This window comes from Streptomyces sp. JH002, assembly GCF_050916115.1.
Classification (GTDB): Bacteria; Actinomycetota; Actinomycetes; order Streptomycetales; family Streptomycetaceae; genus Streptomyces; species Streptomyces xiamenensis.
In genome coordinates, this window is the sequence record NZ_CP087989.1 from 1,119,977 (window position 1) to 1,146,788 (window position 26,812).

The following is a 26,812-nucleotide window of genomic DNA, read 5'->3' on the forward strand; positions in this document are numbered from 1 at the left end:
TGGTCCTCGCGGGCACCGCCCGCGCCGTGGCCCCGGGCCGAACCGCGCGGGGCGGGCGGGCCGACCGGCCTGTCAGGCCCGGGAGACGGACCCGGGCACCGACGTGGGCTGCCCCGTCGTACGGAGTTCCGGCCGGTCCCGGGAGGGCGGCCGGCATTCCCCCGCCGCGCGGCGATGAGTTCCGCGCTCCGCCCGGGTCTGTACTCACGAGGGGGCCGCACCGCGGCACCGCGACCGTACGATTCAGGAGGCAACGGCCATGGCCAACACGAACATCTTCGTCAATCTCCCGGTCCAGGATCTCGACCGCTCCAAGGAGTTCTACAGCCGGCTCGGCTTCACCCAGAACGAGCAGTTCTCGGACGAGAACGCCGCCTGCTTCGTGATCGAGGAGAACAGCATCTACGTGATGCTGCTGGTCAAGCCGTTCTTCGCGAAGTTCACCGACAAGGAACTCGCGGACACCGAGCGGACCGCGGCGGTGATCACCGCACTGTCGGCCGACACCCGGCAGGGCGTGGACGACCTGGCCGACCGGGCACTGGCGGCCGGCGGGAAGCACTCGAAGGACCCGATGGAGGAGGGCCCGATGTACGGGCGCAGCTTCCAGGACCCCGACGGTCACCTGTGGGAGGTCATGTGGATGGACCCGGCGGCCCTGCAGAACGGCTGAACCGGATCACCCGCGACGGGGGGCGGGAGGCTCGCGGTGGGCAGTCCGGCCAGGGACGACCGCGAGCCTCCCGAACAGCTCAGGCCCCGGCCCCGGCCGGGTCGTAACGGCCGTCCACGCGCGCCACCAGGCCGGTGACCTGCCGGGCGATGTCCGGCCCGGTCAGCCCGATCTCGGCCAGGATCTCCTTGCGCGAGGCGTGGTCCAGGAAACGCTCGGGGATGCCGAAGTCGCGCAGCGGGATGTCCACGTCGGCGTCGCGCAGCGCCTGCGCGATCGCCGAACCGACACCCGCCGAGCGGCTGTTGTCCTCGACCGTGACGACCACCCGGTGCTCGGCCGCCAGGCCGGGCAGCGCCGCGTCCACCGGCTTGACCCAGCGCGGGTCGACCACGGTGGAGGTGATGCCCTGCTGCTCCAGCAGTGCCGCCGCCTCCAGGGCGACCGGGGCCAGCGCGCCGATGGACACCAGCAGCACATCGGGGCGGTCGGTGCCCGCGTGCCGCAGCACGTCCATGCCGCCGACGGTGCCCACGGCGGGCACGTTCTTGCCGACCGAGCCCTTGGAGTAACGGACCACGGTGGGCGCGTCGGAGACCTGCACCGCCTCGCGCAGCTGGCGGCGCACCTCCTCGGCGTCGCGCGGGGCCGCGATCCGCAGCCCGGGCACCACCTGGAGGATCGACATGTCCCACATGCCGTTGTGCGAACCGCCGTCGGTGCCGGTGACCCCGGCGCGGTCCAGCACGAAGGTGACCCCGAGCTTGTGCAGCGCCACGTCCATCAGCAGCTGGTCGAAGGCGCGGTTCAAGAAGGTCGCGTACACGGCGAACACCGGGTGCAGTCCGCCGGTGGCCAGGCCGGCGGCGGAGACCGCGGCGTGCTGCTCGGCGATGCCGACGTCGAAGACCCGGTCCGGGAACTCCTCGGCGAACGCCTGGAGGCCGACGGGGCGCAGCATCGCGGCGGTGATGGCCACGATGTCCTCGCGCTCGCGGCCGAGCTTGACGATCTCCTCGCCGAAGACGGAGGTCCAGTCGGCGCCGGGGGCGGCCACCGGCAGGCCGGTGTCGGGGTGGATGACGCCCACCGCGTGGAACTGGTCGGCCTCGTCGTCACGGGCGGGCTGGTAGCCGCGGCCCTTCTCGGTGATGCAGTGCACGATCACCGGGCCGCCGAACCGCTTGGCGCTCTTGAGGGCCGATTCCAGCGCGGCGATGTCGTGGCCGTCGATGGGGCCGACGTACTTCAGGCCGAGGTCCTCGAACATGCCCTGCGGGGCGATGACGTCCTTGAGGCCCTTCTTGGCGCCGTGCAGCGTGTCGTACAGCGGCTTGCCGACCACCGGGGTGCGGTTGAGCATCTCCTTGCCACGGGCCAGGAAACGCTCGTAGCCCTCGGTGGTGCGCAGCGTGGCGAGGTGGTTGGCGAGGCCGCCGATGGTCGGGGAGTACGAGCGTTCGTTGTCGTTGACGACGATGACCAGCGGGCGGTCCTGGGCGGAGGCGATGTTGTTCAGCGCCTCCCAGGCCATGCCGCCGGTGAGCGCCCCGTCGCCGGTGACGGCCACCACGTGCTGGTCGCGGCCGCGCAGCTCGTTGGCCTTGGCCAGGCCGTCCGCCCAGCCCAGCACCGTGGAGGCGTGGCTGTTCTCGATGATGTCGTGCGGGGATTCCTCGCGCGAGGGGTAGCCCGACAGGCCGCCCTTGGCGCGCAGCCTGGAGAAGTCCTGGCGGCCGGTGAGCAGTTTGTGCACGTAGGACTGGTGCCCCGTGTCGAACAGGATCGAGTCCGCCGGCGAGTCGAAGACCCGGTGCAGCGCGATGGTGAGTTCCACGACGCCCAGGTTGGGGCCGAGGTGACCGCCGGTTCTGGCGACGGACTCGATGAGGAAGGTGCGGATCTCCTGAGCCAGCTGGTCCAGCTGCTCGGGAGTGAGCCCGTCCAGATCGCGCGGTCCCGTCAGACGGGTCAGCAGCGCCACCGTTCCTCCTAGCTGTCGAGCGTTCGACGGTTCGGCCTGATGCCGGTACGTCAAGCAGTTTATGGTCCCCTGCCCGCAGGCAGGGGTCTCAGTATGCGAGATACGTCACCGGGCCCCGGGGCTGATCGTCCATGGGGCGTACCGACCGCGCAGAGCCCGGTGATGATCCGCTCACCTTACGGCGTCAGGTGCGCCCCGCGGTGCGCTGGGTGCGCCGGGACACGGAGTCGAGCACGACCGCCAGCAGCAGCACCGCGCCGGTGATCATGTACTGGATCTCCGCGGCCATGCCCAGCAGGTTCAGTCCGGTGGTGATGGACTGGATCACCAGGGTGCCCAGCAGGGCCGACCACACCCAGCCGCGACCTCCGAAGAGGCTGGTGCCGCCGATGACGGCGGCGGCGATGACGTTCATCAGGAGGTTGCCCGAGCCCAGGGACTTGGACGCACCGCCGGCCTGCGCCGCCCAGAACAAACCGCCGAGAGCGGCCAGCGAGCTGGCGATGGTGAAGACGGTCATCCGGACCCGGACGACGTTGATGCCGGCCCGGCGGGCGGCCTCGGCGTTGCCGCCGACCGCGTAGATCTGCCGGCCATAGGTGGTGTGCCGCAGCACGAAGTGGCCGGCGAACAGGATGCCCAGGAAGATCACCAGGGCCAGCGGCAGGCCGCGGTGCTGGTTGAGGGTGTACGCGACGGTGAAGGAGGCCAGCGCCACCAGAGCGCCGCGCAGCACGATCTCGGCGACCGGGCGGGTGGCCAGGGCGGCGCGCTCACGGCGGCGTTCGGTGCGCAGCAGGGCCAGGACGTAGCCGGCGGTTATGAGCGCGGCGAGCCCGTACGCGAAGGCGATGTCCGAGAAGTAGTGGGTGGTGAAGTCGCGCACCAGGGAGTCGCGCGGGATGTTGATGGTGCCCTCGTTGCCCATCACCCAGATCTGCAGGCCGCTCCAGCCGAGGAAGCCGGCGAGGGTGACGACGAACGCGGGGACGCCGATCTTGGCGAAGAAGAAGCCGTGGAGGGTGCCGACGGCGGCACCGGCCGCGATGGCCAGGGCGATGGCGAGCAGGTCGTTCACGCCGTGGGTGACGGACAGGACGGCCCACAGGGCGGCGGACAGGCCGGCCATGGAGCCGATGGACAGATCGATCTCACCCAGCAGCAGCACCAGCACGATGCCGACCGCCATGATGCCGGGGCCGGCGATGTAGACGGAGATGTTGCTGAGGTTGCCGGGGGTGAGGAAGGTGCCGGTCTGGATCTCGAAGACGACGGCGATGATGACGAGGCCGACGACGACGGGCAGCGAGCCGAGTTCGCCGCCGCTGATGCGGCGGCGGAAGTCGGTGAGGTAGCCGGCCAGGCCGCGTTCGCGCACCAGCAGCCGGGGGTCGGGGGCGGGCTCGGTCATGACTGTTCCTCCTGCGGCCGCTCATCCGGCTCGGGCGTGGCGAGGCGGTCGCGGCGGCGGCTGACCGCGTTGTCGGCGGCGCCGGTGATGGCGGCGATGATCGTCTCGTGCGAGGTGCCGGACACCGGGAAGACCCCGTTGTTGCGGCCCAGGCGCAGCACCGCCACCCGGTCGGCGACGGCCTGGACATCGGCCATGTTGTGGCTGATGAGGATGACGGCGAGGCCGCGTTCGCGCAGCCGCTCCACCAGATCCAGGACCTGCGCGGTCTGTTCGACGCCGAGGGCGGCGGTGGGCTCGTCCAGGATGACCACCTCGGGCGAACCGATCAGGGCCCGGGCGATGGCGACCACCTGCCGCTGGCCACCCGAGAGGGAGGCGACCGGGATCCGTACCGAGGGGATGCGGATGGAGAGGGTGTCCAGCAGTTCGCGGGAGCGCTGCTCCATGGTGACGTGGTCGAGCGTCCCGTGGCGGCGGATCTCGCGGCCCAGGAAGAGGTTGGCGACCACATCGAGGTTGTCGCACAGCGCCAGGTCCTGGTAGACGGTGGCGATGCCGAGTTCCTGGGCGTCGTGCGGCCGGGCGATCCGCACCGGCTGGCCGCGGAAGTGGATGGCACCGGAGTCGATGGGGTGCACCCCGGCGATGGTCTTGACGAGCGTGGACTTTCCGGCACCGTTGTCGCCCACCAGGGCGGTCACCTCGCCGGGGCGTATCTCCAGTTCGACATCGGTGAGCGCCTGTACGGCGCCGAACCGCTTGGAGACACCGCGCAACTCCAGTACGGGGGCGGCGGTCATGTGAGGGTCGTTCTCCTTGGTGATGGGGCCGGGCGCGGGTGCGGCCCGGCCCCGGGGGTGGGGGTGGGGCGGGAACGGTCAGCCGATGCCGGCGGCGGCGCAGGCGTCGGCGTAGTCCCCGGTGCAGATCGACTCGGCGGCGTAGAACCCGTCCGCGATGACCGTGTCGTTGATGTTCTCGACGGTGACGGTGACCGGGGTCAGCAGCGCGCTGGGAACGCCCTCGGTGGTGGGCGAGTCGATGGCGTCCGGAGTGAGGTCGGAGAAGTCCTCGCCGCGCAGCACCCGGACCGCCACCTCGGCGGTCAGCTCACCCTGCGGGACGAGCGCCTTGTAGATGGTGAAGGTCTGCTCACCGGCGATGATCCGCTGGAGGCCCGCCAGTTCGGCGTCCTGGCCGCCGACCACGACGTCGTGCAGGTTGGCGGCGTGCAGGGCGGTGATGATGCCGGCCGCCATGCCGTCGTTGGCGGAGTACACCGCGTCGATGGCGTCGCCGCCCAGGGACTCCACGGCGCCGGTCACGTCCTCGTTCGCCAGGGCGGCGTCCCAGCCGTCCACGTCCGACTCGTAGACGATGTCCACGACCCCGTGCAGGACCTCGTGGGCGCCCGCCTTGAACATGGCGGCGTTGGGGTCGGTGGGCGAGCCGTTGATCATCACCACGCCGGCGCCCTCGGCGTCGTCGCCCAGCGCCTCGATCAGCGCCTGGCCCTGGAGGCGGCCGACCTCGAAGTTGTCGTAGGAGACATAGGCGGCCACGTCGCCCTCGGCGAGCCGGTCGTAGGCCACCACGGGAACGTCCTGGGCGGCGGCCTCCTCCACCCACGAGGCGGTGCTCGCGGAGTCCACCGCGTCCAGGATGATCACGTCGACGCCCTGGGTGAGCATCGCGTCGAACTGCTGCTTCTGGAGCGCGGTGTCCTCGTTGGCGTTGTTGTACTGGACCTTGCAGTCCGGACACAGCTCGGCGATCTTGCCCTCGATGGACGGCCGGTCGAAGGACTCGTAGCGGGTGGTGGAGTTCTCCGGCAGCAGCAGTCCGATGGTGCCGGACTCCTTGCCCTCCCCGCCGCCCTTGCCGTCGCCGTCGCTTGAGCCACCGCCGCCGCCCGCTTCGCCGCAGGCGGTCAGGGCCGCCGCAAGACCGAGGGACACGATGCCCACGGCTATCGGGCGCAACTGCATACGCATGATGTTCTCGCCTCCTGTCCCGGCTGCCACGGTGCGGCCGGTGTCGGCGACAGAGATAACTCCGCGAATTCGCCGCCGTCAATACTTAAAACAGGCATCTCGCAAAACGATACGGATTCGCCGTCCAGCCTGCGGGCGTGCTTTCAAGAGGTGAACGCGGATTGCCCGTTCGGGCGATTTTCCGGCCTCTTTCTGTGGTTTTCCGGACCGCTTTCTCAGCGGTCCACCCATGCCGCGTCGCCCACTTCGCTCAGCGCCAGGGCCAGCGCGCCGAGGACTTCCGCGCGCCCGCCGAGCGCACCGGGGACGAGAGTGAGGTTACGGGCGGCGGAGGGGATCGAGTAGCGGCTGACCGAATCGCGGATCGGGGTGAGCGCGACCTCGCCCGCCTCGGCCAGATCGCCGCCGAGCACGACGCGCGAGGGGTTGAGGAGGTTGCACAGATGGGCGACGCCCGAGCCGATGTGGCGGCCGATGTCGGCGACCACCCGGCGGCAGCCCGGATCCCCCTCGCGGGCCAGCTGCACCACCCGGCGCATCGTCAGATCGGGGCCGTGGCTGGCGTGCAGCAGCGGCAGGACGTGGCGGGCGGCGGTGAAGGTCTCCAGGCAGCCGCGGTTGCCGCAGCGGCACACCGGGCCCGATTCGTCCAGCGTGATGTGGCCTATCTCCCCGGCGGTGCCGCCGGGGCCCCGGTAGATGCGGCCGTCCATGACCAGGCCGGCGCCGACCCCGGAGGCCACCTTGATGTAGGCGAGGTCGTCGCAGCCGCGCCCGGAGCCCCACACGAGTTCGCCGAGCGCGCCGAGGTTGGCGTCGTTGTCGACATGGACCGGTACGCCGGTCCTGGCGGCGAGTTCCTCGCGCGGGTTGGTGCCGCGCCAGCCCGGCAGGATGGCGGTGGAGCCCAGGATGCCGGTCGCCACGTCGATGGGCCCGGGCACGCCCAGGCCCATCCCGAGGATCTTGGCCCGGTCCACCCCGGCGGTGCCCAGCAGCCGGGCCACCAGCTTCTCGGCCCGGTCGAACCCCTCTGCGGCGGAGGCGTCCACGTCGAAGGGCTCGGCCTCCTCGGCGAGCACCTGGTGGGAGAGGTTGCCCACGGCCACCCGCAGATGCGAGTGGCCGAAGTCGATGCCCACCACGATGCCGGCGTCGGCGGCCAGCGAGACGCTGCGGGCCCGGCGGCCGCCCGCCGAGGTGGTGCGCACCTCGACGTGCCCGCCGTCCTTCAGTTCCCGCACGATGTTGGACACGGTGGCCGCCGACAGCCCCGTGGTCCGGGCGATGTCCGCCTGGGTCAGGGCTCCGGCGGTACGCACCGCGCGCACCACCCGTTCCAGGTTGGCACGGTGCAGTGACGACTGCGACCCCGGAGTCTGCACGGCTCACGCTCCCCTTGTCTCACCGCCCGCGTACACTATTTGACCGCATGCGGGGCCGGAGGGGAAGCGGCCGGTTACCGCACGGCTCCGGCGGTAAGGCCGGACTGCACCTGCCGCTGGAAGGTCACATAGACCACCAGGACCGGCAGCATCGCCATCGAGACGCCCGCGTACAGGGCTCCCCAGTCGCCCTCGTACTGCTGTTGCACCATCAGGGCTGCCAGGCCCTGCGGGAGCACCGCGTCCTCCGGGGAGCCGATGTTGAGCACCTTGGGCAGCACGAACTGGTTCCACTGCCCGAGGAAGTTGAAGATCCCGATGCTGATCAGCCCCGGTCTGGCCATCGGCATCATGATCTGGAAGAAGATCCGCGTGTGGGAGGCACCGTCCAGCAGGGCGGCCTCCTGGACGGCGCCGGGCAGGGTGCGGAAGAACGACACCAGAAAGAAGACGGTGAACGGGAGGGAATAGGCGATATAGACCAGAATCAGGCCCTGCCGCGTGTTCAGCAGTCCGAAATTGTCGAGGACGAAGAACAGCGGCACCAGGGCGAGAAAGACGGGGAACATCAGGCCGCCGGTGAACAGCAGATGCACCGCCCGGTTGCCGCGGAAGTCGTAGCGGGCGATCACATAGGCGGCCATCGCACCCAGCAGCATGGTGCCGGTGAGCGAACCGGAGAGGATGATCAGCGAATTGAGGGTGTAGCGGCCGATGTTGGCGGTGGTCCAGGCGTTGGTGAAATTCTCCCAGTGCAGCGCGGTGGGCCACCCGAAGGGGTCGGAGACGATGTCCACGTGCGGGCGGAAGGCCGCCAGCAGCACCCAGATGAGCGGGCCGGCCGCCAGCAGGGTCCACAGCACCAGGAAGGAGTGGGCGAAGACATTGAGCGCCCCGCCCTCGGCGCGGCGGGTGTCGCCGCGGGTTCGGCTCATGCTCTGAGGCTCCTTCACAGTTCGATCCGCTCCCTCCGCGCCAGGCGCATCATGAGGCCGGCGAACAGCAGGGTGACGGCGAACAGCACGACCCCGACGGCGGTGGCGTAGCCGGCCTGGCCGTCCCGGAACGCCTTGTCGTACAGGTAGCTGGGCAGCACGTCCATGCCGTGTTCGGGGACCATGATGGAGACCAGCGCGAAGGCGTCCAGGGCCTGGATGCCCATGTAGATCCAGCCGGTGCGCACGGTGCCCCAGGTCAGCGGCAGGGTGATGCGGAAGAACGTCACCGGCCGGGTCGCCCCGTCCAGCAGCGACGCCTCGTAGATCTCGTGCGGGATGGAGCTCATCGCGGCGGAGAACAGCACCACGTAGAAGCCGACGAAGGCCCAGCACAGCACGGCCAGAACGCAGTACACCGCGAATCTGCCGCCGAGCCAGTCGCTCTGCCGCAGCGAGTCCAGACCGACCGTGCGCAGCCCCTCGTTGAGGATGCCGCTGCGCGGCGAGTAGATCCGGGACCAGATCACGGCGATGATCGCGATGGACAGCACCTGCGGGAAGAAGTAGAAGATCTTGTACAGGCGGGTGCCGGACACCCCGGCGATGGCCTGCCCGCCGCGCCTGCGTCCGCCCGCGTTGAGCATGAAGGCGAAGAACAGGCCCAGCGACAGGGTGATCAGCGGGGCGAGCACGAGCAGCAGCAGGCTGTTGCGCAGCGCGTCCCAGAACTTGGCGTCGTTCCACAGCCGTTCGTAGTTCTCGGTGCCGGTGAAGGTGAACTCGGCGCTGTAGCCGGTCCAGTCGGTCATCGAGTAGAAGAACGCCTGGGCGAACGGCGAGACCACGAAGACCGCGAACACCAGCACCGGGGCGGCCAGGAACCAGCCGATGAAGCGGTACTGGTCGATGGTGCGGTAGTGCCGGCTGCCGCGTATCCGCCGCGGGGTCAGGCGGGGCGGCAGGAAGAGCGCCGCCCCCAGCAGCAGCCGGTCCCCCCACCCCATCAGATGTGCTCGAACTTGACGAGGGAGTCGTCCGCGGCGGCGGCGTCCGCCGCGCGCTGGCAGCGGGTGATCGCCTCGTCGGGGTCGATGTCGCCGGCCATCATGGCGGCGATGGCGCCGCCGATCTCCTCGTTGTTGAGCTGCCGGTACCAGTCGGGCATCCGCGGGGTGACGAGGTGGTCGCCGGCGGCGGCCAGGGTGTCGTTGGCGGAGGTGAGGCCGGGCGGCAGGTCCAGGCCGTCGACCGAGTCGCGGACGCAGGTGAGGGAGGACACCAGCTGGGTGAAGTTCCGGGCGGACTCGCGGCCCAGCATGATGCGCAGGAACTCCATGCCCCCGGCGACGTTGGCGGCGTCGGCGGGGACGAAGAAGGGCTCGCCCGGGGAGGCCCAGATGGTCTCGAAGGGCATGGCGTCGGAGGCGTCCAGCGAGGTGGGCGGGCCGACTGCCATGTCGAAGTCGGCCGGGGTGTTCTTGGCGGCCTCGTTCTCCACCCAGGAGCCGTTGGGGATGAACAGGGCGCGCCCGGCGCACCACTCGTCCTGGGACTCCTCGTGGCTGAGCCCCGGGCTGCCCTCCAGCACGAAACCGCGCGCGGTCAGTTCGTGGTACGCCTCGAAGGCGGCGCGGACCGCCTCGTGGCGCCAGGCGTTGGGCTCCAGGTTGTCGATGGCGCGCAGTACGTCGGCGCCGCCGATCTTGGCGATGAACGGGTACAGCGTGAAGTTGAAGTAGTACGGGTACTGCCCGGCGTACGTCCAGCCGGCCATGCCGGCGCGCTTGGCCTTCTCGCAGACCGCGATCATTTCGTCCCAGGTGCGCGGGTACTCGGCGTCCAGGCGGTCCAGGGCGGTGCGGGAGTACCACTGGCCGTATACGTGGTACGCGTAGTTGATGCGGTAGACGGCCTGGGTGCCGAACTGGCCCATCTCCACGGTGCCGGGCTGCAGGGTGTCGCGGACGGTGACGGACGGGTCGTCCAGCGAGGGGGCGTCCAGGAGTTCGGTGAGGTCGTGCACCTGGTCGTTGCGGATGAGCGCGGCGATGTCCATGGCCTCGGCGCCGGAGTTGTCGATGACGTCCGGCGGATCGCCCTTGACCATGCGCGGCTGGATCCGGGACTGGATCTCCTGGGTCTTGACGTGGGTGACGGTGCCGAAGCGCTCCTCGTAGAGCTTCTCGGCGTCGATGGCGTACTGGTCGCCGAAGCCGCCGTCGAAGATGACGACCTCGATCTCCCCGTCGGGGTGGGCGCCCAGCGGGTTGTCGGCGGTGGGGTCGACGCGTTCCACGTTCGTGTTGCCGCCGCTGCCGCTGCCGCCGCTGGCGCAGGAGGTCAGGGCGCCGAGCGCGGGGATGCCGAACAGGGAGGCGGCCGCGGTACGGGTCAGCAGGGTGCGGCGGCCGACGTACCGGGGGTGGGGGGTGTGCGGACTGTGCGGACGTGACGTCATGGCTCAAGTCCTCGCCTTCATACGGAACTCGGGCGGCGGGCCCCGCCCGGGTGCCGACAGGTATAGTCCACTCGCCGCGGCCGGGGAAGGTCGCCAACGGTGCTTGTGGGAAGGCTTTTCCGAGTTGAGATCTGCGGGATACACGCGAAAGGGCCGTCCTTCCCCCGATCGGGGGGAAGGACGGCCCGTCGACGCGTGGCCCTCGTGGGTCACTTGCGCAGCAGCGACCTCAGCACGTACTGCATGATCCCGCCATTGCGGTAGTAGTCCGCCTCGCCGGGGGTGTCGATCCGGACGGTGGCGTCGAACTCCACGCCGGTGTCCGTGGTGACCTTGACGGTCGCCGGGACGCGGCCCTCGTTCAGCTCGGTGACACCGGTGAAGGAGAAGGTCTCCTCACCGGTCAGCCCCAGCGACTCGGCGCTGGCGCCGGCCGGGAACTGGAGCGGGAGGACGCCCATGCCGATGAGGTTCGAGCGGTGGATGCGCTCGTAGGACTCGGCGATGACGGCGCGCACGCCCAGCAGCGCGGTGCCCTTGGCGGCCCAGTCGCGGGAGGAGCCGGAACCGTACTCCTTGCCGGCCAGGATGGCCAGCGGGACGCCGGCGGCCTGGTAGTTCTGGGAGGCGTCGTAGATGAAGGAGACCGGCCCGTCCGCCTGGGTGAAGTCGCGGGTGTAGCCGCCCTCGGTGCCCGGCGCGATCTGGTTGCGCAGCCGGATGTTGGCGAAGGTGCCGCGGATCATCACCTCGTGGTTGCCGCGGCGCGAGCCGTAGGAGTTGAAGTCACGGCGGGTCACGCCGTGCTCCGTGAGGTACTTGCCCGCCGGGGTGTCGGCCTTGATGGCGCCGGCCGGCGAGATGTGGTCGGTGGTGACCGAGTCGCCCAGCTTGGCCAGGACCCGGGCACCGGTGATGTCGGAGACCGGGGTCGGGTCCATCGTCAGGCCCTCGAAGTACGGGGGCTTGCGGACGTAGGTGGACTCCGGGTCCCACTCGAAGGTGGAACCGGTGGGGATCGACAGGGAGTTCCACTGGGCGTCGCCGGCGAAGACGTCGGCGTAGCTCTGGCCGAACATCTCCTGGCCGATCGCGGACGCCACGACGTCCTCGATCTCCTTCTCCGTGGGCCAGATGTCGGCCAGGTAGACCGGCTTGCCCTCGGAGTCGGTGCCCAGCGGCTCGGTGGTGATGTCGATCTTCATCGAGCCGGCCAGCGCGTAGGCGACCACCAGCGGCGGGGAGGCCAGGTAGTTCATCTTGACGTCGGGGTTGATCCGGCCCTCGAAGTTGCGGTTGCCGGAGAGCACCGAGACGACGGCGAGGTCGTTGTCGTTGACGGCCTGCGAGATTTCCTCGGGCAGCGGGCCCGAGTTGCCGATGCAGGTGGTGCAGCCGTACCCGACCAGGTTGAAGCCGAGCTTGTCCAGGTACGGGGTGAGGCCGGCCCGGTCGTAGTAGTCCATGACGACCTTGGACCCGGGCGCCAGGGTGGTCTTGACCCAGGGCTTGCGGGTGAGGCCGCGCTCGACCGCCTTCTTGGCCAGCAGCGCCGCGCCGACCATGACGGACGGGTTGGAGGTGTTGGTGCAGGAGGTGATGGCGGCGACCGTGACGGCGCCGTGGTCCAGTTCGAAGGTCGAACCGTCGGCGGTGGTCACGGTGACCGGCTTGGAGGGCACGCCGTTGGAGACGGCGGGGGCGTCGGAGGCCGGGAAGGACTCCTTGCCCGCCTCGTCGATGTCGGCGGCCGAGACGTAGTTGCGCACGTCCGCGCCGAACTTCTGCTTGGCGTCGGCCAGCGCGATGCGGTCCTGGGGGCGCTTGGGGCCGGCGATCGAGGGGACGACCGTGGCCAGGTCCAGCTCCAGGTACTCGGAGAAGACCGGCTCATTGTCGGTGTCCAGCCACAGGCCCTGCTCCTTGGCGTACGCCTCGACGAGCGCCAGCTGCTGGGCGTCGCGGCCGGTGAGCCGCAGGTAGCTGATGGTCTCCTCGTCGATCGGGAAGATCGCCGCGGTGGAGCCGAACTCCGGCGACATGTTGCCGATGGTGGCGCGGTTGGCCAGCGGGATGGAGGAGACGCCCTCGCCGTAGAACTCGACGAACTTGCCGACCACACCGTGCTTGCGCAGCATCTCGGTGATGGTGAGCACCAGGTCGGTGGCGGTGGTGCCGGTGGGCAGCGCGCCGGTGAGCTTGAAGCCGACCACGCGCGGGATCAGCATGGAGACCGGCTGGCCGAGCATGGCCGCCTCGGCCTCGATGCCGCCGACGCCCCAGCCCAGCACGCCCAGGCCGTTGACCATGGTGGTGTGCGAGTCGGTGCCGACCAGGGTGTCGGGGTACGCCTGGCCGTTGCGGACCATGACGGTGCGGGCCAGGTGCTCGATGTTGACCTGGTGCACGATGCCGGTGCCGGGCGGGACGACCTTGAACTCGTCGAAGGCGGTCTGGCCCCAGCGCAGGAACTGGTAGCGCTCGCGGTTGCGGCCGTACTCCAGTTCCACGTTCTGCTGGAAGGCGTCGGGGGTGCCGAACTTGTCGGCGATGACCGAGTGGTCGATGACCAGCTCGGCGGGAGCCAGCGGGTTGATCCGGGCCGGGTCGCCGCCCAGCTCGCGGACCGCCTCGCGCATGGTGGCGAGGTCCACCACACAGGGCACGCCGGTGAAGTCCTGCATGATCACCCGGGCGGGGGTGAACTGGATCTCCTGGCTGGGCTGGGCGTTCGGGTCCCAGGAACCGAGCGCGGTGATGTGCTCGGCGGTGATGTTCGCCCCGTCCTCGGTGCGGAGCAGGTTCTCCAGGAGCACCTTGAGGCTGTACGGGAGGCGGGCGGCGCCCTCCACCTTGTCCAGCCGGAAGATCTCATACGACTCGTCGCCCACTCGCAGCGTGGCGCGGGCGTCGAAGGTGTTGGCCGACACGACTTTCTCCTTCAGGGACCCTACTAGATATCTCGATGTCGAGATAACTCTAGTACATCGGGCCTGGGCCCACACGTTGAGGGGCCCGTGTTGAGCGGTCCCGGGTGCGGACACGCCGAAGAGACGGCCCGGTCGGGGCCGCCTGAAGGCTGCGGAGAAGGGGGCGTGAGGGTCGGCGCGCTACAGGCCCGTCCTCCCCGTAGCCCAGTACGGCTGGGTGCGGATGCTGCGGCGGTCCAGCCCGTGGACGGTGCGCAGCAGGTCGCGCTGGACCTGGACGGACTGGCCGCGCCCGGCGAGGTACACGGCGCCGGGGGCGAGCCGGGACACCACGTCAATCGCCTCCACCATGGCCAGGCCGGGGGCGTCCGCCCGCCCGTGGCGGCGGAAGAGGACGGTGGCGCGGCCCGCGGCGGGATCCAGCGCCTCGGGGGTGCCGTGCCGGAAGTCGCGGGCGGCGATCCGGAAGGCGGTGACGTCGCAGGGCCCGGGCTGCACGGCCCGCGGCCCCTCACCGGCCGGCTCGACCCCGTCCACCCGGGTGACGAAGCCCCGCCGTTCCGCGTAGTCGGCGAAGAACGTCGGGATGCGCGCCATCGATGATCTCCCACGATCGGCCGGACAGTGAAACGAAGGTTAGCCTCACCTAACTATCTGAACGACCCCCGGCCCCCCGATCCGGGCACGGACCGGCGTTTCGCCGGGCCATGGCGGGCCCCTCACCCGAATGGCCCCCGCCCGGATGCCTCATCTCATATCTGAGATAGGGTCGCTCACATGACCGATGACTACCTCGCCCGGATCGGGCAGCTCATCCGGGACGCCCGCCAACATCGTGGCTGGACGCAACTGCAACTCGCGGACGCGCTCGGCACTTCGCAGAGCGCCGTTAACCGGATCGAGCGAGGGAACCAGAACATCAGCCTTGAGATGATCGCGCGCATCGGGGAAGCCCTCGACAGCGAGATCGTCTCCCTCGGCTACGCCGGGCCGATGCATCTGCGAGTGGTGGGCGGACGCCGGCTCTCCGGGAGCATCGACGTCAAAACGAGCAAGAACGCGTGCGTCGCACTGCTGTGCGCCTCGCTGCTCAACTCCGGCCGCACCGTACTGCGACGGGTCGCCAGGATCGAAGAGGTCTTCCGCATCCTGGAGGTCCTCAACTCCATCGGCGTCCGCACCCGCTGGATCAACGGCGGCGCCGACCTGGAGATCCAGCCCCCGGCCCAGCTCGACCTGAACGGCATGGACGCGGACGCGGCCCGCCGCACCCGCAGCATCATCATGTTCCTCGGGCCCCTGCTGCACCGCGAGACCCACTTCAAGCTCCCCTACGCGGGCGGCTGCGACCTGGGCACCCGCACCATCGAGCCGCACATGACCGCGCTGCGCCGCTTCGGCCTCGAGATCACCGCCACCGAGGGCATGTACCACGCCACGGTCAACCGGCAGATCAACCCCGAGCGCCCGATCGTCCTGACCGAGCGCGGCGACACCGCCACCGAGAACGCCGTCCTGGCCGCCGCCCGGCGCGACGGCGTCACGGTCATCCGCAACGCCTCCTCCAACTACATGGTCCAGGACCTGTGCTTCTTCCTGGAGGAACTGGGCGTCCGCGTCGAGGGCGTGGGCACCACCACCCTCACCGTGCACGGCGTACCCGACATCGACCGCGACGTCGACTACTCCCCCTCCGAGGACCCGGTCGAGGCCATGAGCCTGATCGCCGCCGCCGTCATCACCGAATCGGAACTGACCATCCGGCGGGTGCCGGTGGAGTTCCTGGAGGTCGAACTGGCGGTCCTGGAGGGCATGGGCCTCAACCACGACCTGTCCGCCGAGTACCCGGCCGACAACGGCCGCACCCGGCTCGCCGATCTGACCGTACGGCCCTCCAAGCTGGAGGCGCCCATCGACAAGATCCACCCGATGCCGTTCCCCGGCCTGAACATCGACAACGTCCCGTTCTTCGCGGCCATCGCGGCCTCGGCGCACGGCTCGACCCTCATCCACGACTGGGTCTACGACAACCGCGCCATCTACCTCACCGACCTCAACCGCCTCGGCGGCCGCCTCCAACTCCTGGACCCGCACCGGGTCCTGGTCGAGGGCACCACCCGCTGGCGCGCCGCCGAGATGATGTGCCCACCGGCCCTGCGCCCGGCCGTGGTCGTCCTCCTGGCGATGATGGCGGCCGAGGGCACCTCGGTCCTGCGCAACGTGTACGTGATCAACCGCGGCTACGAAGACCTGGCCGAACGCCTCAACTCGGTCGGCGCCCAGATCGAAACCTTCCGCGACATCTGACCACCGACTGCCCCGCGCCTCGTCCGACCCACCACGTGGGCTCGGACACGGGGCGCGGCGTCATTGGGCGCCGGGCCCGTGCGTGGGCAGACCGTCCCCGCGTGTGCGGGGACCACAGCGCGGGCACGTGAAATCCCCATGGATCACGAGGACCATCCCCGCGTGTGCGGGGCCTACGTCATGCGCTGGCATGCCGCGTGTGTCGAAGTCGGACCATCCCCGAGTGTGCGGGGCCTACGTGGGTTTGCCGATTCCGGACCCTATTCGGGGGGGACCATCCCCGCGTGTGCGGGGCCTACCTTGGCCATGTCGCGAAGAGAGGTGAAATCCTCGGACCATCCCCGCGTGTGCGGGGCCTACCCGTACGGCGCTCACCGCCGGCCCCAACGGCGGGGACCATCCCCGCGTGTGCGGGGCCTACCTGCGGCGGGGCCTCAAGCCGGTGGTCGTGAAGGGACCATCCCCGCGTGTGCGGGGCCTACCCTTTTGGAGCTGAGGGTTTATCGGGGGGAGGGGTCGTTTTCATTCGGTTGGGATCGGGTGGGGTCAGCGGCGGTTGCGGGCGGAGAGGATGAGGCCGTCGTAGTCCACCGGGCGCCAGCGGTCCCGGCCGGCGGTTCGGACAGCCCAGCCCTGCTCGTTGTTGGCCCGCTCCACGAGAACCGCTTGGCCGTCGCCGATCCGGGTGGCGAGGAGTTCCCACAGGCGATCGCGCACCCGACTGCTCGGGTTGCCGACAAAGACACCTGCGTCAACTTCCACCATCCAGCGTGTGAGGTGGCCCCGCAGCCCCTCCGGGGCGGCGATGAGAACAATAACGGTCATCGTGGGGGCTCCGGAGGGTCGGCCGGCTCGTCGAACTCGGGGCCGATGACGGCGATGTGTTCGTCGCCCATGTCCGCCGTGCGGGGAGCCGCGTCCGGCGGTGCGTCGCCGTCCCGCGGGAACGCGCCGCTCCCGTCCGCCCAGTTGACGCCGGAGGGCACGGCGCCCAGGCGTTCGTCCCACAGTTCACCGACAGCCGGCGCGTCGATGTCCGCTCCGTCTGCCGCGATCAGAGCCTTGATGTCCGTCACGATGCGGCCCAGGAGTTTGGTCTCGGCGATGCTGTCCCGGAGACCGAGCCGTGCGTCCCGTTCCTCTCTCAGCCCCTTTGCCGCCAGGTCGAAGGCGAGCGGGATGGTGTAGTCGGCCTTGTAGAGGTCGGCGATGTCGAGGACGAAGGAGATCGCCGAGCCGGTGTGCACGAAGCCCAGGCCTGGGCTGGCCCCGATGCCCACGATGACGGCGTGGCAGATCCCGTAGAGGGCCGCGTTGGCGGCGGAGAGCATGCGGTTGAGGTCGTCACCGGCCGCGAACGCGTCTCCGGCCTTGTAGACGCGTCCGTCCCAGGGCACACCGGTCCGGCGGGCGTGTTCCCGGTACAGCCTGCGGATGCGGGTCCCCTCACGTCCGCGCAGTTGTTGCATGGTGGCGGTCGACACGTCCTCGCCGGGGAAGCGCATCCCGTACATGGCGCGGGCGACCGACAGGCGCTCCTTGGGCCGGGTGACGAGCCAGGCCTGCCGGTGGAGCAGCCCGGCACCCCTGGCCGGCCCAAGACCGGCGGCGTACATGCGTACGCCCTGTTCCCCGACCCAGCACACGGCCGTGCCCGAGTCGGCGAGCAGCCGTATCGCGCCGTGGGTCACCCGGGTGCCGGGGCCGAGGAGCACGACGGCGATCATCGCGGCCGGGAGGCGCACCGTCTGTTTCTTGTTGACGATGACGACGGCGTTCTCGTCACGGTCGAGGTGGCTGCGTTCGATGTAGACGCTGGAGACCCGGTCCACGACGCGATGCAGGTCGTGGGGGTCGGCCTTCCACCAGATGTCGCCCATGGCGTCAGCGGCTCCCTTCGGGCAGCGGGGCCAGGGTGAGCAGTCCGCAGCCGTACGCCTTGGCCGGGCCGATGCCGTTGAGCAGCCGGTCGGTGAAGAGCGCCGGGTCGGTGACGCGCAGCCGGCCCTCGAAGGTCGCGGTGGTGAGCGTGACACGCGGTCCGCCGCGGGCGCTCTGTTCTTCCTTCTTCGTGAAGGAGTGGCGGCGCCGTTCGGTGATGCGCAGGTCACGCGGTACGTCGGTTTCCGGGGACGTCGCGATGTCCTCCTCCGAACCAGGCGGCACGTGCCGGGCCGGCGGAACGGTGAAGCCCCACCGCTCGGTCCGCTCGAGGAACCATCGCAGCTGCGCGTTCGCCGTGCGGTGGCCGATACGGAATCCGCGCGGCCGCGTGGTCTGCTCCGAGGCCGCCGCGGCGTCCAGCCGACGCTGCTGCTCCGGGGTGGCCCGGAGCGGCTTGAGCGTGTTCTGCACCGGGTTGGCGGTCAACCGGAAGGCGAACTCGCGCCCGAGCGCGATGCGTTCGAAGAGAGCGGTGTAATCGCGGACCGCGGCGTGTTCGCCGTCCGCGTCGGGCCATCCGGCGCTCTCGACGATGTGTGTCCAGTCCGGCTTGGAGCGGGTGAGGACGAAGAGATGAGGACGGTGGGGATTGTCGGCGTCGAGTCGCCACAGCACCCGCTCGGAGTCGGGGCCTCCCGGGATGCCGCCGGCCACCGCACCGTGCGTGGCGCGGGGGCTGGCCAGGAGGGTGCGGCCCATGGCCCGCAGGGGGTTGACGCGGATGCGAGAGAGGTAGGTCATGGTGTCACCAGCCGAGGAGCGCGAAGGGGTCGTGCCCGGTGGCGTCTTCCGGGCTGTCAGGGGTACCGGACCCGGGCCGGCCCGGGAAGCCGGTGGGGACGGAGAACCAGTCGTGACGCACCCTGCGGTCGGCGAAGGAGCGGCGCAGCGGGTCGAACGAGAGCGGAACGTCGTTGAGTACGTCGGGGCCCTCGGGGTCGTCGAGGGTGACCGGGCAGGGAACGGTCGCCGGCACGGCGGAGCGTGCCGCCCCGTGCTCGCGGCGCCACCGGGCGGCGTACCGTTCCCGGGCCTGCCGGGACACCTGCCACGGTGTCTCGCGCAGTGCCGTTTCCGTGTCGGTGTCCCGGATGCCCAGGCAGAGCGGCTGGGTGGGCGGGCACGACCGGCGTCCCAGGGCCAGCGGGAACGCCGGGTTGCGGACCGCGTGCTGCAGGCCGTGGAGGAGTTCCGCTGGGCCCGCTACGGCGGCGAGGAACACCGCGTCCTGCAGGTAGTACCGGATGGTCACATGGGTGTGCTTGGCGGGCGAAGTGGGTTTCTGGATGCCCTTGGCCGAGACGCCCGCCTGCGGCAACGGTGTTCCCCGGTAGTCGCTCACCGTGTGGTAGTCGCGCAGCAGGCTTCCCGGCTGGTCCACACGGATGCCGAGCCCCAGGTGGGACAGGTCATCGACGGGGTCCTGGCGGGCCCGGCCGGCCGCGGCGGCGAGCAGGCCGATGACTCCTGACTTGGTGGGTGTGGGGCGGGTCTCGCGCCGGTTGAAGGTGCTCCGGTCACCCCACGCCTGGAGGGGGCCGGCGAGCCGCAGGAGGAGTACCGCCTCGGCCCGGGGAGGCGTGGTGGCCATCAGGCGTCACCACCGGTGAGGTGGGTGCGCACGTCGGTCAGCAGCGCGTCGAAGGACCGGGGCGTGCCGAACGCTTCCTCCAGGGCGCCGACGGTCTCGCCGTGCTCGGGGGCGAGGGTGTGGCAGTGGGCGGTGAAGGCGGGCGCGTTGCCCCAGGCGCGGACGGCGGTGAGCTGTTCGCGCGCCAGGCGCTGGATGGAGGCCGGGGCGATGCCGGCGCGGGTCTCGGTGGCGGGGGTGACCGGTTCCTCGAAGGCGGAGACGAGGTTGACCGGCTGATCGGTGCGGACCGTGACGGCGACCAGGCGGGGAAGGGTGTGGTGGGCGAAGGAGTTCTGGTAGCCGGTGGGCATGGAGCGGGCGAAGGAGGTCAGGAACTGGACGACCGCGTCGGCGGCGCTCTTCTCGTCGGAGAGGTTGTCCACGAGTTGGTGCATGCCGACGGTGGCGTAGCGGTAGAGCGTGGCGGAGTTGAAGCCGATGGTGCCGATCATGCCGGCTCCGGTCTCCTCCTTCTCGTTCTCGTCGTCGACGGCCGTGTAGTAGTCGAACTCCAGCTCCGTGGTGTGGGTGGACAGCGCGTGGGCGACCTGCACGGCGGCGTCGACGTTGAGGGCGGGGATGTCGGCGACCATCCGGCCGAAGAGCGCGACGTCGATGGGGTGTCCGGTGCGGAAGGTGTCCCGTACCGGCAGTTGCTTGATCTCGGCGGCCAGCTTCTCGTCGTCGAGGGCGGCGAGTTCGGTGGCCCGGTCCCCGACGAGGGCGGCCACGGCGTCGAGCTGTCGCCGGCCGTAGAAGAAGAGGTAGGCGGTGTCTCCCTCCTTCCGTCCCGCCGTGATCCCCAGGGGGGTGAGGAGGGCGCCGGTGAGGCGGGCCGCGGTGGCGGTGTCCACCTGGGCGATGTCGCCGATGCGTTCGGTGAGCTTGCCGGCGATGCGCTTGGTGCGGGTGCCGAGGTCCTGCGGGGAGATGCGTTCGGTGAAGTGCAGGCGGGTGGCGCGCTTCCATGCCTGGGAGGACACCCGGGAACGGCGGGTGCCGCCGAAGTGGGCTTCCTTGGGGTTGCCCTGGTCGTCGCGGTTGAGGTTGGCCGGCGGGACGGTCTGGATGATGTGCACGTCGATGTACTGGCGCGAGGTCATGGTGGTCTCCGGTACGGGGTTTCGTTGAGCTGTCATGAAGGCGGGAACGGCGGGAAAGCGCCCCCGCCGCGAGGGGGTACGGGTCAGCCGCGCGGTTCGGGCCGGCCGGCGTAGTACTCGAGTCCCCACCTGCGGCGCACGCGGCGGCGCCGATCGGGCAGGCGCCAGTCGTGGAGATCGCCGAGGAGCATGTCGTAGTCCAGGGGCTGCCCGCCGGTGCGCAGTTGGGTGACGAGCCCGCGCAGTTGATGGCGCAGGGCAGCCACGGAGGTGGCGTTGGCGGCGGCGTCGACTCGCCGGTCGAGTGCCTCGGCCCCGAATCGTCCGGAGTGCCGGAGGTTGGCCAGGGCGGTGCCGAGGCCGACCCGGGGCCGGTGCATGGGGTCGCGGCGGCTCTGCTGGTGCAAGCCGTAGAGGGCGAGGGCGGCGTGCTCGGCTTCCAGCAGTGCGGGAATGCGTCCGTCGCAGGGCGTCGTGTAGAAGGGCCACAGGGAGAAGACCTCGCCGACGGACTGGGCGAGACCGAGCCGCATGGTGGCCAGGTCCTCGCCCGGAGGGCTCGTCGGCCGGCCGGCGGAGTGGCGTCGCCAGGTACCACCGGCGGTGACGTAGCGGTTCCAGTAGCGGACGGTCTGCTCGGTGGTGTCCCCGGCCGCTGGTGCGGCGGTGTCGGCCGCTCCCGACGCTGGGGACGGCAGGGTGAGGGCGTGGGGGGTGTCTGTGGCGTCGGGGACGCCCGCGATGTTGGTGGCGTCTGTGGTCACAGGTTCGGTCGTCCTTCGCTGTCGGGGAGTTCGGCGTCCGGGGAGGCGGTGGTGGCCGCGGCTCGGCGGGCGGCGGTCCAGCGGGGCAGCACGACCGCCATGCGGGCGCGGAAGCTCTGCTCGGCCGTGGCCAGGCGGTAGACGCGCTCGGTCTTGTCCCTGGTCACCCTGCGTCCGGAGAAGACCCCGGGGGCGGTGGTGGCGAGCGTCTGCTCGGCGACCTTCCAGGTGTGCGCGGCGGCGTTGCGCTCCCACTTCTCCAGCGCGCGCTCGGTGGCCTCGAAGTCCTCCGGGGCGGCGCGGAGATCGAGCAGCAGCAGACGGGCCGGGGCGTCCAGGGCGTACAGGAGGGTTTCGCCGGGCCGTTGGCCCTTGTCCCACGGGATGGGTTCGCTGCCGGCCGCGCGCATCAGGTCGCCGGAGAGGTGGTTGAGGGCCGAGGCGAGTTGTTCGGCCTGTTCGGTCGCCTCCAGCAGTGAGGTACGCAGGGGGCCATCCGGATCGAGGGCGACGAGCGGAAGCGGGATGGCGTCGGCGTAGAGGTCCTCCACCACGGCGGACTGGTTGCCGTACGCGATCCCGGTCAGTTCCACGCGCAGCGGATAGTCGGCGGGCAGTCGGTCCCGCACTCCGCCGAGTTGATCCAGCAGGACGCTGGTACGGAAGCCGGATCGCTCGCCCCGCGCGTCGCGTTGCTCACGCTCCACCGCGAGGAACGCCTCCAGCCCTCGCCAGCCCGCCTTGCCGGTCTGGTGACGGCGGGGCAGTGCGGCGGGAACGGGCCGCTTCGCCGCGGCTCCCGTCCTCGGTCGCTTCGGCGCCGGGGGCAGTCTCCAGGCGGTGTGCGGTTCGTGGTCGGGGGTGGCGACCAGCCGGTCCCCGGCGGAGACGACGACCCGGGTCACCCGGGTACCGGCCGGGGTGTCCTCGGGGATCAGCCGTACGCGGCGGGACTGCCAGGTCCACAGGTCCAGGGGGCCGCGGGAGGCCCGTTCCTGCCAGGCCGGGAGGGCACAGGAGAGGGTGTCCTCGACGCGTCCTTCGGTCCGGCGCTGGCGCCACTGGGGGCGATCGTCGGAGAGGGGTGCCCGGCCGAAGGGGATGTTGAGCACGAGCGTTTCGAACAGCGTCCGGCCCAGGGGCATGACCACGCCCAGCTGCCCGAGGGGGCCGGTGGGGTTGCCGGTTGTCTTGCCCGCTTTGACGCGGGGGTCCCCCACCGCGCCGGTTTTGATGGCGGCGGTGTCCCAGCAGTGGGTGTGCAGCAGCCAGCGCGCCGCCTGGGCGGGGGTGAGTTCGAGCGGGTCGCCCTCGGTCCGGGAGGCGAACAGCGGCACGTTGTTTCCCGTGGCGGCGGTGGCCACCAGCAGGGCGGACCCCTTGGTCTCGCCCTTCGCGGTGCGCAGTCCGGCCACCTGCCCGAAGGGATCGTCCGGGTCGAAGAGGTCGAAGCGGGCCCGGTGCTCCTCCAGGTAGGCGGTGAGGAGGTCGCGGTGGGCGGGAGTCAGGGACCCGGCCCGTAACAGGGCCAATCCGTCGCCGACGTCGGCGGGGTACCCCAGAGCATCCACGAGGATCGGCAGGAGCACCTGCCGGAAGATGGCCGGCTTCTGGGTGGGGATGTCCACCACCAGGTCGCGGTAGCGCTCGGCGTGCAGCAGCAGTTCGCGCAGGCCGACCTCGACGGTGCCGCCCGGACCCGTGGCGTGGGGTCCCCCCGGGTCCACGACCTGGACGGACAGCCATGGTGCGTCGAGGAGGTTGAACGACGTCACGTTGCCCCCCTCTTCTCTGTCTGGTGCCACATCTCTCCTTGCGTCTCTCTTTCGTTCGGTGGGTACGTGGGAGAAGTCCTCCTGCCCACGCGAGGAACGCGCCTTTTCCTGGGCGCTGAGTGTCCCGGCGAGGGGCGCTCCTGGTTGTCCCGGCTCCCGGCGGCCCTGTCGCTCTCGGAGCGAAAGAGACGGGGCGGTGCCGGTCTCGGGCGGGGCCGTCAGGTGGCGGTGAGCTGTCGCTGCAGCAACCCCAACGCGCGGTCGTAGGTCACCTCGTACTCCCCCAGGACGGCCGTGCGGCGGTGATCCAGCTCCAGGGCCGGGCAGTACCGCAGGCGGGCATGGCCGTGCCAGCCCGGAAGCGGGCGCAGTTCCCGCAGCGCGGCCTCGGTGAGGGACTGGGGCAGGCGGACGGTGCCGGCGAGGAGATCGTCCAGCAACTCCTCCCCGACATCACCGTTCACGGACAGGGCCCGGCCGTTCAGGGTGTGGGGTACGGATCCCTCCCGCACCACCAGGATCACCTCGACCGTCGGCGCACCGTCCCGCACCAGCCACTCCGCCGTGGCGTCGTCGCCGTTCTCGGCCCGTCCCGCGACATGCAGGCCCGCCAGGGTGCGCGCCTCGCGGTCGCCACGTCTGGTCAGCAGGGACGCGCTCGCCGTCTCCGCGCGTTGCCGCTCGGTCGCCTCCCACTTCATGCGGGCGGTTTCGGCCGCCTCCCGCCACCGGGGAGGCAGAGCGGCGTCCGACGTCTCGTATCCGGTGGCGACCAGGTCCGGTACCTGCCCCGGTACGCGCCAGCCCGCCGCCCCGTCCCCTGCCTGCGGACCGTTGAGCGCCTGGCGCACCTGGGCTGCCGACCGCAGCAGAAGGAAGCGTCCGTACACGGCTTCCGAGACGCCCGGGAACCTGGGCGCTCCGGAGTCCAGTGCGGTCACCCCGGTGACCACCACCCGAGGTTCGGCCAGCCGGTCCGGGCGCTGGACTCCGTCGTGCCGGTGCAGGCGCCCGATTCGCTGGAGGAGCAGGTCAACGGGAGCCAGATCGGTCACCAGCAGATCGGCGTCCACGTCGAAGGACTGCTCCGCGAGTTGCGTGGCCACCAGGATCAACCGCCTGGGCCGCTCCTCCCCCGTCTCGCGCACGGAACCCAGCAGGCGCAGACACCGCGCCGTCCGGTCCGCCCGGTCACCGGCGGCGAGCCGTCCGTGCAACAGGTGCACCTCCGCGCCGTACCGCTTGCGCAGCAGCGTGTGGAGCTTCTGGGCCCGGGCCACGCTGTTGCGGATGACCAGGGCGCAACCGCCGGTGGCGAGTTCCCGTTCCAGCAGATCGGCGACGGCTCGGGCCGCCGCTTCTTCGGCCTCGTCCCGTTCCTTTCGCTGCGCGTGGGGCGGGGGCACGGCCTCGGGGAGGATGTCGAGGGCCACGGAGAGGTCGGTGCGCCACCCGGGGCAGTGTTCGACCAGGTAACGGGGTTCGGGGCTGCCGTCCACCTCCGCGGGGTGCCCCGCCCGGACGGCCGGCCATGCGGCGGTCACCGAGGGGTATCCACCGGGCTCGGGCAGGCCGTCCGCCGTGTACTCCTCGCGGGACAGGGCTCCGGCCAGGTAGGAGCTGACGAGGTCCTGCCGCTGCCGGGGCGGCAGGGTCGCGGACAGGAGCACCACCGGAACCCCCGCCTGCCCCAGCCAGCGCAGCCCCTCCATGAGGAACTGAGACATGTGGATGTCGGCCGCGTGCACCTCGTCGAGGATCACGACCTTGCCCATCAGGCCGGCCATACGCAGCATCACGTGCTTCGTCCTGGTTGCGGCGAGCAGCAGTTGATCGATGGTTCCGACGACGAACGGACAGAGCAGTCCGCGTTTGCGTCCGAGGAACCACTCGGCGGGGCCACGCGCTCCCGGCCCCGCAGGCGGGCTCGCCCCGCCCCAGCCATCGGAGGTGACTCCGTACGGATCGTCGTCCCAGCAGTCCCCGTACTCGTCCACTCCGCCGAACCGGGAGGCGTCGTCGTCGTTCTCGGAACCCGCCACCATCGCGCGCCATTCGGGATTGAACATCCGCTTGCCGTGCAACAGCGCCACCCGGGGCGGCAGTTCCTCGTCGATCCGGCCCAGCCACGTGCGGACCTGACCGAACATCGGGTCGCTGGTGGCCTGGGTGGGCATGCCGACGAAGACCCCGTCGGCCCCGAACCGGGCCGCGAGGATCTCCGCCGCCACCAGCGCGGACTTGGTCTTCCCCTCGCCCATCGGCGCCTCGACCACCAGGAGACCCGGCGCGGTCATGCGCCGTGCCGCCTCGATCACCATCGTCTGAGAGGGGCGGGGGTGCTGGCCGAACCGGTCGTGGAAGGCCTCGGGACCGGGGAGATCGTGGCGCCCCCAGCCCCGGTGCAGCCCCAGGGCGGACCATGCCTTCGCGGCCCGGTCGCGGGCGGCCTCGAACGTCACCAGGCGCGGATCGTCCACCCCGGCGAAGTGCTGCTCGTCGCTGGCGATCCAGTCCGCCATCACGATCAGGCCGCTCAGGTGCAGCTGAACGGCACGGCTGGGCATGCGGGCGGGAGCGGCGGCCGCGATGTTCTCGAAGCCCAACTCCGTTGTGAAGCGCTCCAGGAGAGCACGCTGTACGAGGGGCCAGGAGCCGGTGCCGGCCAGGTGGCCCCTCGCGGTACGGGCGGGGGTGAGTTCCCTTCGGGTGGGAAACCTGCCGTGGTGTCCGGCGATGAGCGGCCAGAGCCAGTCGATCTGCTGCTCCGTCCAGCCCGCCGCGGCCAGATCGCGGCACAACAGGTGCCCGCCGGCGCGGTCGTGACGCCACGTCTTGCGTAACAGGAGGTGGTCGTACCAGGTCAGCCCGGTTTTCCGTACGGTCTCGGCGCCCTCGGGCCACATGCGTTGGAAGGCGGGCGTGGCCTTGCCGTAGTCGTGCACGCCACAGAGCCACGAGAAGAACCTCCGCCCCTTCCCCGGCCCGCCCGCGATCTCGTCAAGCACCAGCTGGGTGGACGGCGCCAGAAACCCTTCCCACAGGCGCTCGGCCACGGCGGCGGTATCGAGGAGGTGCGAGAGCAGCACGTTTCTCCTGCCCCCGGCCTTCTCGGCCGACTTCCCCCACAGGGCGCCCACCATGTCCTCGATGCCGGGGTCCACCGCCCCGCCCCACTCATCACTCAACGTGCCACCCCTGGTACAACTAGCAACTCTGCTTGGGTTGCAGACCTTAGAGCAAGGCACTGACAATCGACGGCGATTCCGCTGAACCGGGTCCGTTCCGCCACCGAGCGGGGAACGCCAACCGGAGGGGCCACGAAAACGTACCGAATGAAAACCCGCCCCCTGCCCGGCAAACCAGCAGGTCAAGAAGTGTCGTCCCCGCACCTGCGGGGGTGTTTCGCGGGTGCAGCAGGCGAACTCCGACTCGCGGAAGTCGTCCCCGCACCTGCGGGGGTGTTTCCTCCATCGACCGCCGCATCACCGGCGTCACCGTGTCGTCCCC

20 protein-coding genes and 2 CRISPR repeat arrays (1 of these 22 only partly in view) are annotated in these 26,812 nt (G+C 70.7%); of the genes, 2 read left to right on the forward strand and 18 right to left on the reverse strand.

Going from position 1 to position 26,812, the window contains the following annotated elements:
* Positions 1-259 precede the first annotated feature (259 nt).
* Positions 260-673 carry a VOC family protein gene (locus tag H7827_RS04730; protein WP_030730460.1) on the forward strand — a complete coding sequence of 138 codons (414 nt, stop codon included), beginning with the start codon at positions 260-262 and terminating at the stop codon, positions 671-673.
* A gap of 79 nt (positions 674-752) precedes the next feature.
* Here H7827_RS04730 and dxs read toward each other — a convergent pair whose 3' ends face one another.
* The 10 genes from dxs to H7827_RS04780 all read right to left on the reverse strand — a co-directional run bounded on the left by dxs (position 753) and on the right by H7827_RS04780 (position 14,373).
* Positions 753-2,657 carry a 1-deoxy-D-xylulose-5-phosphate synthase gene (gene dxs / locus H7827_RS04735; protein WP_030730458.1) on the reverse strand — a complete coding sequence of 635 codons (1,905 nt, stop codon included), beginning with the start codon at positions 2,655-2,657 and terminating at the stop codon, positions 753-755.
* Between the two features lie 184 nt (positions 2,658-2,841).
* The gene (locus H7827_RS04740) at positions 2,842-4,068 is read right to left on the reverse strand and encodes a sugar ABC transporter permease (RefSeq protein WP_432742937.1); all 1,227 of its coding nucleotides are present in this window, start codon (positions 4,066-4,068) and stop codon (positions 2,842-2,844) included.
* On the reverse strand, positions 4,065-4,871 hold the full coding sequence (locus H7827_RS04745) for an ATP-binding cassette domain-containing protein (protein ID WP_386533880.1): 807 nt from the start codon (positions 4,869-4,871) through the stop codon (positions 4,065-4,067). The genes H7827_RS04740 and H7827_RS04745 overlap by 4 nt, the downstream gene beginning before the upstream one ends.
* A 78-nt stretch (positions 4,872-4,949) precedes the next feature.
* On the reverse strand, positions 4,950-6,065 hold the full coding sequence (locus H7827_RS04750; RefSeq protein WP_386533877.1) for a substrate-binding domain-containing protein: 1,116 nt from the start codon (positions 6,063-6,065) through the stop codon (positions 4,950-4,952).
* A gap of 215 nt (positions 6,066-6,280) precedes the next feature.
* Positions 6,281-7,450, reverse strand: a complete 1,170-nt coding sequence (locus tag H7827_RS04755) for an ROK family transcriptional regulator (protein ID WP_386533874.1) — start codon at positions 7,448-7,450, stop codon at positions 6,281-6,283.
* Positions 7,451-7,524: 74 nt separating this feature from the next.
* Positions 7,525-8,385 carry a carbohydrate ABC transporter permease gene (locus tag H7827_RS04760; protein ID WP_030730447.1) on the reverse strand — a complete coding sequence of 287 codons (861 nt, stop codon included), beginning with the start codon at positions 8,383-8,385 and terminating at the stop codon, positions 7,525-7,527.
* Between the two features lie 14 nt (positions 8,386-8,399).
* Complete coding sequence (locus H7827_RS04765; protein WP_046725020.1) at positions 8,400-9,392, reverse strand: carbohydrate ABC transporter permease; 993 nt, start codon at positions 9,390-9,392, stop codon at positions 8,400-8,402.
* Complete coding sequence (gene ngcE / locus H7827_RS04770) at positions 9,392-10,846, reverse strand: N-acetylglucosamine/diacetylchitobiose ABC transporter substrate-binding protein (protein WP_386533865.1); 1,455 nt, start codon at positions 10,844-10,846, stop codon at positions 9,392-9,394. Before ngcE ends, H7827_RS04765 begins: the two co-directional genes overlap by 1 nt.
* A 209-nt stretch (positions 10,847-11,055) precedes the next feature.
* A complete protein-coding gene (acnA, locus tag H7827_RS04775) occupies positions 11,056-13,776 on the reverse strand; it encodes an aconitate hydratase AcnA (protein WP_030730438.1) in 2,721 nt (906 codons plus the stop codon).
* Positions 13,777-13,956: 180 nt separating this feature from the next.
* A complete protein-coding gene (locus tag H7827_RS04780) occupies positions 13,957-14,373 on the reverse strand; it encodes an SIP domain-containing protein (protein ID WP_432742942.1) in 417 nt (138 codons plus the stop codon).
* A gap of 180 nt (positions 14,374-14,553) precedes the next feature.
* On the opposite strand from H7827_RS04780, the gene H7827_RS04785 reads away from it, so the two are divergent.
* The gene (locus H7827_RS04785; protein ID WP_030730432.1) at positions 14,554-16,083 is read left to right on the forward strand and encodes a helix-turn-helix domain-containing protein; all 1,530 of its coding nucleotides are present in this window, start codon (positions 14,554-14,556) and stop codon (positions 16,081-16,083) included.
* 88 nt (positions 16,084-16,171) lie between these two features.
* Positions 16,172-16,566: direct repeats of the CRISPR family, unit length 29 nt; unit sequence GGACCATCCCCGCGTGTGCGGGGCCTACC.
* Positions 16,567-16,629: 63 nt separating this feature from the next.
* Here the strand turns inward: H7827_RS04785 and cas2e are convergent.
* From cas2e to cas3, 8 genes are all read right to left on the reverse strand, one after another.
* Positions 16,630-16,908, reverse strand: a complete 279-nt coding sequence (cas2e, locus tag H7827_RS04790) for a type I-E CRISPR-associated endoribonuclease Cas2e (RefSeq protein ID WP_432742944.1) — start codon at positions 16,906-16,908, stop codon at positions 16,630-16,632.
* Positions 16,905-17,963 carry a type I-E CRISPR-associated endonuclease Cas1e gene (gene cas1e, locus H7827_RS04795; RefSeq protein ID WP_432742946.1) on the reverse strand — a complete coding sequence of 353 codons (1,059 nt, stop codon included), beginning with the start codon at positions 17,961-17,963 and terminating at the stop codon, positions 16,905-16,907. The genes cas2e and cas1e overlap by 4 nt, the downstream gene beginning before the upstream one ends.
* Positions 17,964-17,967: 4 nt before the next feature.
* Complete coding sequence (gene cas6e / locus H7827_RS04800) at positions 17,968-18,768, reverse strand: type I-E CRISPR-associated protein Cas6/Cse3/CasE (protein WP_432742948.1); 801 nt, start codon at positions 18,766-18,768, stop codon at positions 17,968-17,970.
* Between the two features lie 4 nt (positions 18,769-18,772).
* Positions 18,773-19,618, reverse strand: a complete 846-nt coding sequence (cas5e, locus tag H7827_RS04805; protein WP_432742949.1) for a type I-E CRISPR-associated protein Cas5/CasD — start codon at positions 19,616-19,618, stop codon at positions 18,773-18,775.
* On the reverse strand, positions 19,618-20,763 hold the full coding sequence (gene cas7e / locus H7827_RS04810; RefSeq protein WP_432742951.1) for a type I-E CRISPR-associated protein Cas7/Cse4/CasC: 1,146 nt from the start codon (positions 20,761-20,763) through the stop codon (positions 19,618-19,620). Before cas7e ends, cas5e begins: the two co-directional genes overlap by 1 nt.
* An 83-nt stretch (positions 20,764-20,846) precedes the next feature.
* Positions 20,847-21,527: a type I-E CRISPR-associated protein Cse2/CasB gene (gene casB, locus H7827_RS04815; protein ID WP_432742953.1), complete on the reverse strand. Its 681-nt coding sequence runs from the start codon at positions 21,525-21,527 to the stop codon at positions 20,847-20,849.
* Positions 21,524-23,332 (reverse strand): type I-E CRISPR-associated protein Cse1/CasA, encoded by a 1,809-nt coding sequence (gene casA, locus H7827_RS04820; protein ID WP_432742955.1) that lies wholly within the window; start codon positions 23,330-23,332, stop codon positions 21,524-21,526. The genes casB and casA overlap by 4 nt, the downstream gene beginning before the upstream one ends.
* A 188-nt stretch (positions 23,333-23,520) precedes the next feature.
* Positions 23,521-26,490, reverse strand: coding sequence for a CRISPR-associated helicase Cas3' (gene cas3 / locus H7827_RS04825; RefSeq protein ID WP_432742957.1), 2,970 nt, complete (start codon positions 26,488-26,490; stop codon positions 23,521-23,523).
* Between the two features lie 191 nt (positions 26,491-26,681).
* A CRISPR array of direct repeats spans positions 26,682-26,812; the repeat unit is 28 nt; unit sequence GTCGTCCCCGCACCTGCGGGGGTGTTTC; it runs 1,364 nt beyond the window's last position.

Coding starts and splice junctions, on each gene's coding strand:
- H7827_RS04785 (WP_030730432.1), top strand. CDS start 14,554: ATGACCGATGACTACCTCGCCCGGATCGGGCAGCTCATCCGGGACGCC.
- cas2e (WP_432742944.1), bottom strand. CDS start 16,908: ATGACCGTTATTGTTCTCATCGCCGCCCCGGAGGGGCTGCGGGGCCAC.
- H7827_RS04760 (WP_030730447.1), bottom strand. CDS start 8,385: ATGAGCCGAACCCGCGGCGACACCCGCCGCGCCGAGGGCGGGGCGCTC.
- H7827_RS04730 (WP_030730460.1), top strand. CDS start 260: ATGGCCAACACGAACATCTTCGTCAATCTCCCGGTCCAGGATCTCGAC.
- cas1e (WP_432742946.1), bottom strand. CDS start 17,963: ATGGGCGACATCTGGTGGAAGGCCGACCCCCACGACCTGCATCGCGTC.
- H7827_RS04745 (WP_386533880.1), bottom strand. CDS start 4,871: ATGACCGCCGCCCCCGTACTGGAGTTGCGCGGTGTCTCCAAGCGGTTC.
- cas6e (WP_432742948.1), bottom strand. CDS start 18,768: ATGACCTACCTCTCTCGCATCCGCGTCAACCCCCTGCGGGCCATGGGC.
- H7827_RS04750 (WP_386533877.1), bottom strand. CDS start 6,065: ATGCGTATGCAGTTGCGCCCGATAGCCGTGGGCATCGTGTCCCTCGGT.
- H7827_RS04765 (WP_046725020.1), bottom strand. CDS start 9,392: ATGGGGTGGGGGGACCGGCTGCTGCTGGGGGCGGCGCTCTTCCTGCCG.
- H7827_RS04780 (WP_432742942.1), bottom strand. CDS start 14,373: ATGGCGCGCATCCCGACGTTCTTCGCCGACTACGCGGAACGGCGGGGC.
- cas5e (WP_432742949.1), bottom strand. CDS start 19,618: ATGGCCACCACGCCTCCCCGGGCCGAGGCGGTACTCCTCCTGCGGCTC.
- cas7e (WP_432742951.1), bottom strand. CDS start 20,763: ATGACCTCGCGCCAGTACATCGACGTGCACATCATCCAGACCGTCCCG.
- ngcE (WP_386533865.1), bottom strand. CDS start 10,846: ATGACGTCACGTCCGCACAGTCCGCACACCCCCCACCCCCGGTACGTC.
- H7827_RS04740 (WP_432742937.1), bottom strand. CDS start 4,068: ATGACCGAGCCCGCCCCCGACCCCCGGCTGCTGGTGCGCGAACGCGGC.